Source organism: Paenibacillus sp. FW101-FHT12H11, assembly GCF_058790355.1.
Genome location: NZ_JBYTCO010000004.1, coordinates 40,450 through 53,617, shown reverse-complemented (window position 1 = coordinate 53,617; position 13,168 = coordinate 40,450). Strand labels below are relative to the sequence as shown.

The 13,168-nt window shown below is 47.0% G+C and carries 10 protein-coding genes; 3 read left to right on the top strand and 7 right to left on the bottom strand.

Annotated features, from left to right (window positions below):
- Nucleotides 1–356: 356 nt before the first annotated feature.
- The 7 genes from AC3WTJ_RS13860 to AC3WTJ_RS13830 form a co-directional block, all read right to left on the bottom strand.
- Nucleotides 357–1,991: a response regulator transcription factor gene (locus tag AC3WTJ_RS13860; protein ID WP_492522276.1), complete on the bottom strand. Its 1,635-nt coding sequence runs from the start codon at nt 1,989–1,991 to the stop codon at nt 357–359.
- 2 nt (nt 1,992–1,993) lie between these two features.
- A complete protein-coding gene (locus AC3WTJ_RS13855; RefSeq protein ID WP_492522275.1) occupies nt 1,994–3,781 on the bottom strand; it encodes a cache domain-containing sensor histidine kinase in 1,788 nt (595 codons plus the stop codon).
- A gap of 103 nt (nt 3,782–3,884) precedes the next feature.
- Nucleotides 3,885–5,225 (bottom strand): ABC transporter substrate-binding protein, encoded by a 1,341-nt coding sequence (locus tag AC3WTJ_RS13850; protein WP_492522274.1) that lies wholly within the window; start codon nt 5,223–5,225, stop codon nt 3,885–3,887.
- Nucleotides 5,226–5,348: 123 nt separating this feature from the next.
- The gene (locus AC3WTJ_RS13845; RefSeq protein ID WP_492522273.1) at nt 5,349–6,176 is read right to left on the bottom strand and encodes a carbohydrate ABC transporter permease; all 828 of its coding nucleotides are present in this window, start codon (nt 6,174–6,176) and stop codon (nt 5,349–5,351) included.
- 19 nt (nt 6,177–6,195) lie between these two features.
- Nucleotides 6,196–7,140, bottom strand: a complete 945-nt coding sequence (locus AC3WTJ_RS13840) for a carbohydrate ABC transporter permease (protein ID WP_492522272.1) — start codon at nt 7,138–7,140, stop codon at nt 6,196–6,198.
- 178 nt (nt 7,141–7,318) lie between these two features.
- Nucleotides 7,319–8,764: a DEAD/DEAH box helicase gene (locus tag AC3WTJ_RS13835; protein ID WP_492522271.1), complete on the bottom strand. Its 1,446-nt coding sequence runs from the start codon at nt 8,762–8,764 to the stop codon at nt 7,319–7,321.
- A 165-nt stretch (nt 8,765–8,929) separates the two neighbouring features.
- Entirely contained in the window at nt 8,930–10,081 is a 1,152-nt protein-coding gene (locus AC3WTJ_RS13830) for a serine hydrolase domain-containing protein (protein WP_492522270.1), read from the bottom strand.
- Between the two features lie 200 nt (nt 10,082–10,281).
- On the opposite strand from AC3WTJ_RS13830, the gene AC3WTJ_RS13825 reads away from it, so the two are divergent.
- From AC3WTJ_RS13825 to AC3WTJ_RS13815, 3 genes are all read left to right on the top strand, one after another.
- A complete protein-coding gene (locus tag AC3WTJ_RS13825) occupies nt 10,282–10,872 on the top strand; it encodes a P-loop nucleotide/nucleoside kinase family protein (protein ID WP_492522269.1) in 591 nt (196 codons plus the stop codon).
- 110 nt (nt 10,873–10,982) lie between these two features.
- Nucleotides 10,983–12,005, top strand: a complete 1,023-nt coding sequence (locus AC3WTJ_RS13820; RefSeq protein WP_492522268.1) for a LacI family DNA-binding transcriptional regulator — start codon at nt 10,983–10,985, stop codon at nt 12,003–12,005.
- Between the two features lie 137 nt (nt 12,006–12,142).
- A complete protein-coding gene (locus AC3WTJ_RS13815; RefSeq protein WP_492522695.1) occupies nt 12,143–12,808 on the top strand; it encodes a putative endonuclease domain-containing protein in 666 nt (221 codons plus the stop codon).
- Nucleotides 12,809–13,168: the final 360 nt, after the last annotated feature.

The following is a 13,168-nucleotide window of genomic DNA, read 5'->3' as shown; positions in this document are numbered from 1 at the left end:
TCCTTTATTTAGGGGATTTCAACCAAAAACCGTGCCATGAAGGTCAGATAAGACCCCAGAGTTCCTCTCAAAAAGGAAACAACTTGTTTTCCCTTTAAATAGGGGACTCCTGTTCCCTTAATGAAACCTTAGCGAAATTCTCGCTAGTTTACTTAACTTGTTTAGCTGATGAGGCAGTGAGATGGGCGTTTACTATATGCTGAGGATGGTGTGAGGTGGGCGTTGGTAACATGATGAGGCTGATGAGCTAAGTAAAATAGAATGATGCAGGATTGATAAAGTAGCTAAAACAAAAACCTGACGGGGGTTAATCCGTCAGGTTTTATATGAGTCAGACGCACCTACTCGCATCTACTTTATGACGTCGGTTGAGCTCCCTTGGTCTGCCCTCGAAACGCATTTGGTACAGTCCCCGTATGCGCTTTGAACAGCTTTCCGAAATAATTTTTATTCTCATAGCCAAGCATGTCGGCGATTTGTTCCACGGTTTTATCCGTGATTTCCAAAAGCTCCTTCGCTTTCTCCATCTTCATTCGCGTCACATACTCCACGAAATTCTCACCGGTTTCCTTCTTGAAAAGCCGGCTCAAATAACTCGGATGAAGGTGCAGATGCGCCGCCGCGTCTTCGAGCGAAATTTTCATATGCAAATGATTATAAACGAATCGCTGACACTCAATAATCTCACGGTTGTGCGACTCACGGTACACTTGCCCTGCCCACTGAATGGCCTGCTGCAGATAATCCTTCAGCCACAATTCCAGCTCTCGCACCGACGACAGTTCGTGCACGTCATGATGCAAGAGTTCCGATGAGAACGTCGACTGGTAATGCTGCAGCGATTTGAGCCGCATGCGCACATCAAGAATCATTTTCAGCAGCCACTCTTTCACTTCCATGGGACGAAACCGATGGTACTGGATGAAATCGATCCACTTCGAGACATACAAATCGATCAAATCAGATCGCTCATCGAACACCACGCTTCGAAACTCATCCAGCGTCTGGGCATACTCGGCCAGCAGCAATCCCCCGTCTCCGAAGCCTTCCCGTATATGCTCCAGCTTCATGACCGAGCTTTCCGGCAAGTAGAACCGCGAGCTTCGCCCTTCTATCATCCGCTTCAGCTGCTCCTTCAAGGAGCGCACGTCCTTGGCCGGACTCCCCGTAATGAAAGAGAACGCTACTTTCGCGTATTGTTGCAAACAGCTTTGCAGATGTCTCAGCGTCTGCTCGACCTTCTGGCTGTTGTTGACATGCATGCTGCCATATTGCGGGAATAGCAGAACAATTTCGCCCGTATCATACGTGAACAACGTGATTTCCTTCTGATCGACAAGCAGCTCTTCGATGATATTTTGGATCGTGTAATCGAATAAATCCCTGGATTGGAAACGCTGATTCGCCTCCTTCGCCCGGTTGGCGTACCCGAAAACCGGCAGCACCCCGTGCTGCCCAAGACGCAGGCCGAACCCTTCCGCTTGCTGGCTCCACTCCTCCGAATCAAACAACGGCTCATTGACCGTGCTGCGGATAAAATGGCGCTTGGACGAGCTGCGGTGCAACGCGGCCTCCTTCTCGAGCTTGCGGCTTTTGGACAGCACGTGATCCTCGGCATCCAGCTGCTCCTTCAGTCTGCCAAGCACCTCCGAAATGTTGCTGATATTCATCGTTTCTTTCAGGATATATTCGCTCACCGAAAGCTTCATCGCTTTTTGCGCATAGTGAAAATCATCATGGCAGGAGAGAATAACCGCCTTCACATGAGGATCTCCCTCACGGAGGGAGCGGATTAAATCCAGCCCATTCATTTCCGGCATGCCGATATCGCTGATCAGTACATCGGTTTTGGCCCGCCGTCCTGCTTCCAGGGCGTCCAGAGGATTTTCAAAGACCCCTGTCAATCGAAATCCCAGTTCCCCCCATTTGATCGCTGAACTCAAAAATTCAAGCACAGGTAAATCATCATCGACAATCATGACTGTATACATGCTTAGCCCTCCTTTCCTGTCTGCTGCGGAAAGCGCAGAACAATCTGCGTTCCCTGATCTGGCCCGCTTGCGATTTCATAATCGAAACGATGGCCGTAGATGATGCGAAGGCGCTCTAGTACATTTTGTAAACCAATACCAGATAAGGACGGACTTCGCGAAGCATGGTGATGCTTCGTCGGCCGTGTCACAAGATGTGTGCGAAGCTCTTCCAAACGTTCCGTTGTCATGCCGACGCCCGAATCTCTGACTTCGATCTGAAGCCGCCCATCCTCACAGATTCTGGAGGCAATCGTGATTTCTCCGGGCTTGCTTTTTAACCCGTGAATATAGGCATTCTCGATAAGCGGTTGCAGCAGAAAGCGAGGGATCTCAATGAGCAGCGTATCGGAAGCCGCCGAAATACGAAGGTTCACGCGGTCTCCGTGCCTGGAATTCAGCAGCCGAACGTAATGCTCGATAATCTCAATTTCCTCATGCAGCGGGATATACTCATTATTTCGGTTAATCGTCATCCTCAGGAGAGAGGACAGGGAGGAAATTAATTCCGCGTTCTCGGAATCTCCCTTCATCATGATTTTCAAACGGATGGAATTCAACACATTAAACAGAAAATGCGGATTAATTTGCGCCTGCAGCATCGCCAGCTCCGCCATGCGCTTGAGTTCCTGCTCGCGGCGATTTTCCTCAAGCATCAGCTCAATACGATCAATCATCCGGTCGAACACGTACCCAAGCCGGCCCACTTCATCCACACCGTTAATGTTGGAGCGTTCGCCGAGTTGTCCGGATTCAATCCGGACAACCGTTTGGACAAGCCGCGCAATCGGTTTTGTGAGCGTGCGCACCATATATAGTAAAGTAACGGCAAATAAGACAAGAAAAAATAGTTGAATGAGAAAATCTGTTTTTCGAAATGACTCAATCTTCTGTGCCGCTGTTTTATAGGGACTCATATTCACAAGCTGCCACTCCGGCGTTACATGACTGCTGAGCAGGATATAATCTTCTCCCGCCACCTTCACAAAAGAAGAGCCATCCTCCTTGGGCAGCTGATCATAATAAGGGAATTTCGTACCGATCGTCGTGGAATCTTTATCGACCAGAATGCGTCCCTTTTCATCAATGATGACCATCGATTCATTATTTTGATATTGGTTGAAAAGGTCTTGCAGCAAGCGGAGCTCCAGGCCGACAATCACATACCCATAAGTGATATCGTTCTTGCGAAGCGGTTTGGCTGCCGACAGCAAATACGGCTGATTCGTGGATTCACTGTAATTGGGCTCAGCCCCGATCCACAATACATTGTAGCCGGAAACCTGTTCAACGGCGCTAAACCAGCTTTTCCTCATAAAATCCGTCGGATTAAAAGCAAAAGTCGTATAAGAAGCGACGTACTCCTTATTGGGCAGCAAAACCGTCACGCTCATATTTCCGAAGGAATCGATCACCGTTGACATTTTTTTCGCTATCGTCTGCTTGTATTGCAGAACATCTCCTTTATCCGTTGTCTCATTCGCTCTGCCTAATTCCCGGATAGACGGCTGCAATTCCTCATCAAATTGAATGAAGTTCATCACATAAATCATATTTTTGATCTGGCCATTCACAATTTGACTCACGATCCGCATCGATTCGCGCGAAGAGTCTGTCACCTGCGTTCTTACCGCATCTCTTGTAAACAAGGAGGAGACATTCATGGAAACAACCGATGGCAGAACGAGACAAACCAGAATCGTCAGCACCAATTTATTGCGTAAAGATAACCTGCGAAGCCAACCCGGCACAACGTTCTCCTGCCTTTCGAATGCACCTTTGGAAATGGGAAAAAGAGGAGCCTAGGGCCTCCTCTTTTCATTATAGCAATAATCTTGCGCGATTCGTTACTTCTTACTTCGCGTTGCTCTTACGGATATCTTCAATTTTCGTTTTCGCTGTTTGGATCGTTTTCTCCAAATCTTGTTTGCCTGTCAAGAACAACTCAACTTGCGTCAGGTATTCTTTTTCTTGTTGCAGCGCGTAAGTTGGAGGAACAACCAGTTTGGTAGCTTTGTTGACTTTCAAAGTAGCAAGCAAGGATTCTTTATCGATCATAGCAACTTGTTCTGGTTTACCGCTTTTCAAAATCGCATCAACGTTTTTCTCAACATCGGCTTTTTTCCATGCGGAGAAGAATAGACCTTGTGTTTGGATACCTTCTGTTGTGTACCATTTCACGAAATCATAAGCTGCTTGTTTGTTTTTGGAGTTTGCAGCTACACCCATGAAGTCAGCGCCTACTTCAGTCAGACCGTTTGGATCTTTAGCGTCAAACTTCGGATATGGAGCAAACACCGTTTTGAATTTCGCGTTCAGGGAAAGCTCGCCAACCATCCAGTTACCTGTTGCTAGCATAGCTGTTTTACCGCCGTAGAATACATCACGGTAAGCCATTTTTTGCGATACAACTTCGAAGTAAGGTACGGATGTTTTATCTACGTTCTCCATTTTGTTTCTAAGGTCAAGGGAGTAACGAACTTTCGGATTGTCGATATTTTGCGTACCATCGGATTTCACCAAGTACGGATTCTCCATGTCATTGTTCAGACCAAGCAGCGCGTAGTCTTTCCAGTTATGGAAGTAGGAACCGTAAGCTTTGGAAGCACCTTCACCTTTGGTCAACTTCTTAGCGTATTCGGCATATTGATCCCAAGTCCATTCTGTTGGAACAGGAAGTTTAGCTTCATCGAGCTTGTCCTTGTTCAAGAGAACGAACCATTCAATCATTTTACCTGGCAACGCATAGTATTTACCATTAACAATTGGATCAAGCTTGTACTCGTCTTTGACAACAATGTTATCTTTTTTCAGGTAATCATCAAGCGGCTCCAAGATGCCTGCGCCTACACGTTGAGCGAAATCGGATGCGCTGGAATACATCACAACGTCCATTTGCTCGCCGGAAGCAGCTAGAAGGTCAAGTTTTTTCATCCCTTCTTGGGAATCGCCTTTCTCGGACATGCTTTCATAGACCACTTTTACGTTCGGATGTGTCTTATTGTAAGCCTCAACCGTTGCATTCCAGTTTCCTTGTGCTTCCGTGTACCAACCTTGAACTTTAATAGTAACAGGAGCTTTCGATCCGCCCGCAGCACCACTATCTGCAGCTGGTTTTTCTGCTTTATTACCGCAGCCTGCAAGTGCAGTACTGATAGCAAGCACACCACTTAAAACTAGTAAACCCTTTTTCATAGGAACCCCTCCAAGTGAGCTTTGATTTGTGTGAAAACCTTTACATGACCGATCGTAACAAACTTCCGTGGAGCGCACGAGGCACTATTTTAACCTCATGCACTCTTATTTTGACTTTTTGGATTAACCCTTCACGCCGCCCATCGAAATACCTTCGATAACCTGCTTTTGTCCAATGATGAAAATGATCAGAAGCGGAACGATAGCTGATACGGATGCAGCCATGATTAGCGAGTAGAAATTACCATTTAAGTCGGCGAAAGATTGGATACCTAGCGGAAGCGTAAATAAGTCTTTTGTTCTTAAGAAAATCAGCGGGTTCTGGTAATCGTTCCAAGTCCAGATGAAACGGAGAATCGCATACGTAGCAATTGCCGGACGCACAAGCGGTGTACAAATTGACCAGAAGATTCTAATATGTCCCGCGCCGTCAATCCGGGATGACTCCATATATTCATCGTGAATACCGAGATAGAACTGGCGAAGCATGAATGTTCCGAGAACAGAGAATGAACCTAACAGAATCAAACCAAAGTGACTGTCGAACAACCCGATCCAACGGAAAAGCAAGAACTGCGGAACGAGAATGGCTTGGCTCGGGATCATATAGATCGCCAGGATAAGCACGAAGAGCGCGTTACGACCGCGGAATTTGATTTTCGAGAAGGCATAGGCAGCCATAGAAGAAAGTAAGACGGATAGTGCCGTAGTTAATACCGAAACCTTAATGGAGTTCCAATAGTATAACGAAAACTTAGTTTCCCATACTGTTTTATAATTTTCAATAACATTCCAATGCTGCGGGATCCACTGAATCGGATAAGCGAACACGTCGGCTTCAGGCTTCATAGAAGCGGAGATCATCCAGAGGAACGGCGACATGAATAGTATGCCAACGACAAGCATTAGTAATGTAAGGAGTGTTTTTTTCACTTTTTGATTCTTGTCCATCGTGGTATTCCTCCTTCTCTTAGTAGTTCACCCATCTACGTTGTCCGAGCCATTGTACAAGTGTGATCAGAAGCACAAGGATCAGAAGTACAATCGCCATAGCGGAGGCGTAACCGGATTGCAGGTTAACAAAGGCTGTTTCGTATAGACGATAAACGACTACGGTCGTAGAGTTCGCAGGTCCGCCGCCAGTGAGGACGGCGATAACGTCAAATGCTTTAAAGGTACCGATAATCCCCGTTACTAGCAGGAAGAAGGTTGTTGGTGATAAAAGAGGCACCGTGATGCTCATAAGCTGTCTGAACTTGGAAGCACCATCGATATCCGCTGCCTCATAAAGATCTTTGGGAATGGACTGCAAACCAGCCATGAAAATAATCATGTTATATCCGATAGAGATCCAGATCATAAGCCCCATTACGCAATACAAGGCAACATCAGGGTCAGCCAGCCATTTCGGCGGATTCGCAAAACCCAAATCCACCAGAACCTGGTTAATTGGACCGTACGTTGGGTGAAATAACACCTGGAACACAATCGCTACGGCAACAACACTAGAAATGTAAGGAATAAAGTAAACAACTTTAAAGAAATCTTTCAAATAGATTTTTTTATCGATGAGAACCGCTAGAAGCAGCGAGATGATGAGTGTTAAAGGAACGACAATCATTAATATCATGTTGTTCTTCAGGGATAATAGGAAGACGGAATCATGCACAAGCTTGATAAAGTTATCTAAGCCGAGAAATTTCACTTTGGAAAAACCGGCAACAAAGTTCCAATCCGTGAAACTGAGGAAGAAGGACGCAATAATTGGAAATAAAGTAAAAACAAATAGTCCAAGTACCATCGGTGCAACGAAGGCATATCCGATCAGGTCCTCACGTATTTGTGCAATCGAACTTCTCCGTTTCACTTTCGCATTGGAAAGGGTGCTCGAATGTGTATGTGTATTGTTGGCCATATGATTATTCACCCCATGTGTTGTGTTTCCTATAGTCTACCCTGCGGAGGACAGGTCGGGTAAGTCAAATAATTTACTCGTTTGAGTAAAATTTTAACCTTGAATGAACACTGGAGTCCCTCTGATGGACGAAAAAAATCCGCTAAGCCATGATGATAGCCTAACGGATATTCTCCCCTTACTTATTTGCTTCATGCACTTTCAGGAGTTTCCCCTTGATCGTTGTGTTCTTCATGACTTTGAGCACCATCGGGCCTTTGCCGTTCAATATATCCACATATGAAACGTTGTCTTGGATCGTAATAATGCCGATATCCGCCGCGCTCACACCTTCGATTTTGGCTAATGTCCCTACGAAGTCCACCGCTCTGATCTTTTTCTTTTTCCCGCCGTTAAAATAGAGCTTCATGATCCCTTTGTTCAACTGGTCGCTTCGATCTCTCTTGATAACCGGCGTCGCTTTCATGTTCCGCTCAAAAGCCGGCAACCCTTGGGCAACTTCCTCCTCCGTGGGAACTTCTCTGCGTGGAATCTCGAATCCGAGATATTCTTCGATCTCAGGGATAAATTTCATTTCGTTCGGAGTAACGAAGGTGATGGCCTTACCCGTCTTGCCTGCTCGTCCGGTTCTTCCGATCCGATGGACATAACTTTCCTTCTCCATTGGCAGGTCATAGTTAATGACGTGAGTAATATCCTCCACATCAATCCCCCGCGCCGCAACATCCGTTGCCACCAGGAAACGGAACTCGCCTCTTTTGAATGCGTTCATAACCAGGAAGCGATCATCCTGCACCATGCCTCCATGAATTTTGTCGCACGGATATTCAAGAAGATCCAACTCCCGGAAGACATCATCCACATGTTCTTGCGTCCTGCAGAAAATAATGCAATTCTCCGGATTCTCCGTCACGAAGACATCCTTAAGCACATTAAATTTCTCTGTTTCTTTCACGGTAACTAGCGAATGTTCAATCTGAACCTTGGCCGCTTCCGGCGTTTGAATTTCGATATCTATCGGTTCCTTCATATATTGATGGCATAACTGTTCCACGTCCTGCGGGAGAGTCGCTGAGAACAGCATCGTCATGCGGTCCGTCGGAACCTCATCAATGATCGCTCCCACCTGCTCAATGAAGCCCATCCGCAGCATCTCATCCGCTTCATCGATGACGAGCATCTTAACCTTCTCCAAATCCAGTGTGCCCTTCTGAATATGATCCAGCACACGTCCCGGTGTACCTACCACGACATGGCACTTCTGGTGAAGCTCCACCTTCTGTTTGGCAAAGGGCTGTTTGCCATATAGCGCTACCGCTTTAATCCGCTTGAACCGCCCGATGTTCGTGATATCCTGCTTCACCTGGTCCGCGAGTTCTCGCGTCGGTGTCAGAATGAGCGCCTGCGGCCGATTCTCTTCCCATTCTACGAGTTCACAAATCGGGATCCCGAAAGCCGCCGTCTTCCCGCTTCCCGTACGCGACTTCACCGTGAGATCCTTCTCCTGAAGCGCGATGGGAATCACTTCGTGCTGTACGTCCGTCGGCTGCTCATATCCCAAGTTCTGCAATGCCCGGACGATATCCTCACTCAATTGATAATCTGTAAAACTTCTTAATGCCACTAAATAACTCCCCTTTAGTTCACTTTCCTCCAACTATCTCATAAACGTGCCAAAAAAACCATCGGGGGCGGCAATGCTCGCTGTCACGAATGGTTTTTTAACCCAACGTTAACCTTTGAAAAAGAAAAAGAAGCCGCCGCGGCAGCTACTTCCTTGTTCCCTGTTCTATTCGGTTACTTCTTTAAAAGCTTGCACGGCTTGCTCCAGCTTGGCAAAGTTCTCCTGATTATCCGGAAGAGCTTTATCGGAACGAATGGCTTGCAGCAAATGAAGAAGCAGATATTCGGGCATATTCGGATCAGGGGAGTCAGCGGTTAATGCCACGATCAGTTGCAGCTCAGGGACAACAAAAATACGTCTTCCGCCCGAACCAGACGCATAGAACATGTCGTATTGCTTTTTACTTCCTTTGACGATTCCTTTGGGCAGTGTCTTGGACCACCATAGCAGTCCATAGCCCCCTTGCGTACCATTGCTGTAATTCAACGTTACCCGCTTTTGCAATGAATCGCGAATCCAGTTTGGTGGGATAATCGTTTGATCTTCCCATTCGCCTTGTTTCAAATACAAGTAGCCAAGTTTAGCCATATCTCTCAGCGTTAAAGCCATTGCCCACGCGCCGATGGAGCGATCTTTTCCATCCGAATTCCAGCTCACATTCGTAATGCCAAGCGGATCGAATAAACGGGACTTCGCATAATCGAACAACGATTGCCCCGTGACTTTGTGCATTATAGCCGACAACAAATGCGCGTCACCATTACTATAATTAAACAGGGTACCTGGCTCTGCATATCCAGGGCGATCCAATATGTAACGCACCCAATCCGCTGAATACATCATTTCGGTTGAGGAGATTTCATTCGTATTATCCCAATTCAGGCCGGACGTCATGCTCAGCAAATGTCTGATTGTCATTTTGGACTTCAAAGGATCATTGGCTAGTTCAGGGAAAAAATCGCGAACCTTTTGATCCAAACTGATCAGCTTCCGTTCAGCCAAAGCAATACCAACCAGTGCTGATGTTACACTTTTGGTGACGGACTTCACATCTTGAGGTATATCCTCTTGTGTACAACTATTATAAGCTTCTGCAACTAAATGGCCGTTTCGAACGACTGCGATGCTGCATACCTGTTGACTGCTGAACATTTCAACTGTCTTAGCTAGCGTTCCTGAGAATATTCCTTGCGCTTCCGGCGTGCTCGTTCTCCAGCCTGTAGTTGGCCAATACGCGGTAGATTCTTTGTCATTCATTTGGAATGGCGATATGCTATTGTTACCCGAATGTAACGTTTTTTCTTGGGTTCCGGACATCTCTATCTATCCTTCCAGTATGGTATTAACCCTCTCTCTTTCTATATAGAGTACTACTCAATTATGAAGCAAATATGACGTGAACCTTAATAAAACATTAATAAAAGCTGAAGATTGGATGAAAAAGTAAAGGAATATCCCTCTTATGTTACAATATTCGTAACTATTTCCCTGTCACAGGTTTCATATTGGAGGTTAACATGCGTAAACTCATTTTTTTCATAGGTCCTGCCGGAGCTGGCAAAACAACGCTAGCCAAAGCATATGCCAGTAAACGCGGAGGCGCCTTTCTAGACATGGACACTTTGCTTCGGCCCGCTGCCGTAGCGCTGATGTCACTAGCAGGGAAAGATCCCGAGGATCGGGACTCCCCTTTTTATAAAGAGCATTGCCGAGATCTCGGATATCGCATCACTATGAACGCCGCGCTGGAGAATTTGGCTTTAGGCTTGGACGCCATCGTCATCGGGCCTTTTACCCGCGAAATTAACGATCCGTTGTGGCTGAACCAAGAACTATCTACGATTAACGCCAGCACGGATGATGTCATGGTTAAGGCCGTGTATGTCTACCTTCCATCTGAGGAAGCCTATCACTCGCGCATTAGCGGCAGAGGTTCGGCATTAGACGTTTGGAAGTTGGATAACTGGGAACAATTCAGCCCTTCCCTAACTCGTAGTGAGATTCGATGGCCGGTTGATCCAACCTCCATTCTCTATCTCGACAATTCCGGACCATTTACTTCTGAAAAGTTGGAAATGCTCGAAAAGTTCATTGACAGAGTGAATTGACGCGAAATTTTTGTAAAGTTACAAAATAAGTTTAAAAGACTTTACAATCATGCCGATAAAGCTTTACAATTTATACATCATTCACTTTGCTTAAAGGAGTATTGAGCTAAATGAACGCCAAAACCTCCATGCAAGACATTGCCAATCTGCTCGGCATTTCCAAAAATGCCGTTTCCTTAGCCCTTAATCACAAACCCGGCGTCAGCGAAGAGCTGCGTTCCCGTGTGTTTGAAGCCGCTCAACAGCTTAAGTACCGGACGGAGTCCAAAACGAGGAAGAAGCAGAATCACCTGCTTGTCTTATTTCCTGAATCTGTCCAGAACGATAAAAATTTCTACTACGAAGTGTTCTGGTCCATTGAAAAAAGAGCCAAAGAAAACGGCTATACCGCCATCATTAGCGGGGTAACGAAAGATATGGAGCGTCTGTTGATTCTGCCCGATCTGTATCATGAGATTGCGTTTTCCTGCATCCTGATCATCGGCGTCTTTACCCCTACATATGTCGCTAAGCTCAAGGAATTGGAGATTCCACTTGTCACAGTGGACCATTGCTACGACGGACTACAGCTGGATTCCGTTGTGACAGCGAATGCGGAGGGCGCCTGCAGCATCGTCAGCCACCTGATTCGTAAAGGCCACCGGCAAATCGGTTTCATTGGGGCGGGCAGTATGTCCAAAAGCTTCCGTGAGCGCTGGTTCGGATTCACCAATGCTATGTCCGATGCGGGATTAGCGATCGATAGAAGCTTCTGTCTCATCGGACCTAACGAAGCCGCAGCTCCAGATGATGAATTAGCTTCGTTCCTGGAAGCTATGAGCGGCCAATCGGCTTGGCCAACCGCTTGGTTTTGCGCCAACGACCGGCTCGCCATTTCGCTGATTCAGCATTTGACCGCCAGAGGCTTTCATGTGCCGGACGCGATGTCCGTCGTCGGCTTTGGCGATATTGAAGCCGCGCAGTTGGTCCGGCCCCGTCTCACAACCATTCATGTGCAGCGGGAACAGCTTGCCTTTGAGGCTGTTGATTTGCTGCTGCGCAGGATCGAAAAAGGCGGCGTCCCGTCTAAAATTTCGATATACGGCGAGTTGATTGAGCGGGACTCTTGTGTCAGAGTGAGAGTAGGAGTTTAGGAATTTGCTGGCCTGAATTGGAGTACCGCATCTTCACTGAAGATGCTATAGTATGTATGACGAAGAACGTCCTTGAGCCGCCTGGCTCCGGGGCGTTTTTTTTATTTTATAAGAGGTTGGAGGGGACTATTATTTTGTTGGAATTTGAACAAGCGCATCGGAAATTCTTGGATGACCATCTCACACATCGGATCGGCGAGCGAAAAGGACGTCTACTTAGAGGGCACAAATACGCGGAGAAGCTGCTGCTCCAAAACGTATGGTGGCCCTTATTCGGCAACTTCGACGACCTGCATCCGGAATACGAAATTTACGATTGGAATCGTAAATCACAATTCCTCGACTTTGCTTTTCTCCCGCCGCACGGCCGCTTTGGGATTGAGTGCGACGGTTTTCAAACTCACATTAAAGACAAGGACCGTGAGGGATTCAGCTATTCGCTTAATCGGGATACTTTCTTGACCGGGATGGGCTGGAAAATGATCCATTTTTCATTCGATGATGTCAAGGATCGCCCGGAAGTTTGTCGAATGCTGCTCCAGTTGGTGGTGGGTCCTCATCTGCTTCGTAGTGCCCCGCCCCCTTCTCTTTCTCCGGATGAAAAAGAGGTGATTCTGCTCGCTATTCGACTAGGCAGACCTATCCGACCAAAGGATCTCATCACGCAGTGCGGGCTCAACTTCCGCACTGCGCGCAAGCGGCTCCAGAGCCTGGCTGCCAAGGACATACTCCGGCCAATCGGGTGCGGAGCCGTCATTCGGCAGTATGAGCTGCAACCGGATGCCTGGCGTTATTTACTTTAGGGGACTTTTCCGTAAAAGATTCCATGCACGCAACCATTCCGGCCTGCTTTCGCTGCCGCAGTTGCCTGCGTTGCACTTAGTGCAGTCACTTTGGGCATTACTCGTTGCCACGACTAGCTACGTTGTACTTTGTGCAACGATTTTGGGCAATTTCCGCTGCCGCAGCTAGCTACGTTGTACTAAGTGCAATCATTTCACGCTACATTTGCTGCCACGACTAGCTACGTTGCACTTAGTGCAACCATTTTCCCCAAAACGCTGCTTTTCAGCATATTTCCAGCTTCTTCATTGCACTTTGTACAATGAAAGTCAGCTCTTTCCGCAAATTGCCCGCTATATACTGCACATTGTGCAACATAG

Excerpts from the sequence above, each read along its gene's own strand:
- AC3WTJ_RS13860 (WP_492522276.1), bottom strand. The coding sequence starts at position 1,991 with ATGTATACAGTCATGATTGTCGATGATGATTTACCTGTGCTTGAATTT.
- AC3WTJ_RS13850 (WP_492522274.1), bottom strand. The coding sequence starts at position 5,225 with ATGAAAAAGGGTTTACTAGTTTTAAGTGGTGTGCTTGCTATCAGTACT.
- AC3WTJ_RS13845 (WP_492522273.1), bottom strand. The coding sequence starts at position 6,176 with ATGGACAAGAATCAAAAAGTGAAAAAAACACTCCTTACATTACTAATG.
- AC3WTJ_RS13840 (WP_492522272.1), bottom strand. The coding sequence starts at position 7,140 with ATGGCCAACAATACACATACACATTCGAGCACCCTTTCCAATGCGAAA.
- AC3WTJ_RS13830 (WP_492522270.1), bottom strand. The coding sequence starts at position 10,081 with ATGTCCGGAACCCAAGAAAAAACGTTACATTCGGGTAACAATAGCATA.
- AC3WTJ_RS13825 (WP_492522269.1), top strand. The coding sequence starts at position 10,282 with ATGCGTAAACTCATTTTTTTCATAGGTCCTGCCGGAGCTGGCAAAACA.
- AC3WTJ_RS13820 (WP_492522268.1), top strand. The coding sequence starts at position 10,983 with ATGAACGCCAAAACCTCCATGCAAGACATTGCCAATCTGCTCGGCATT.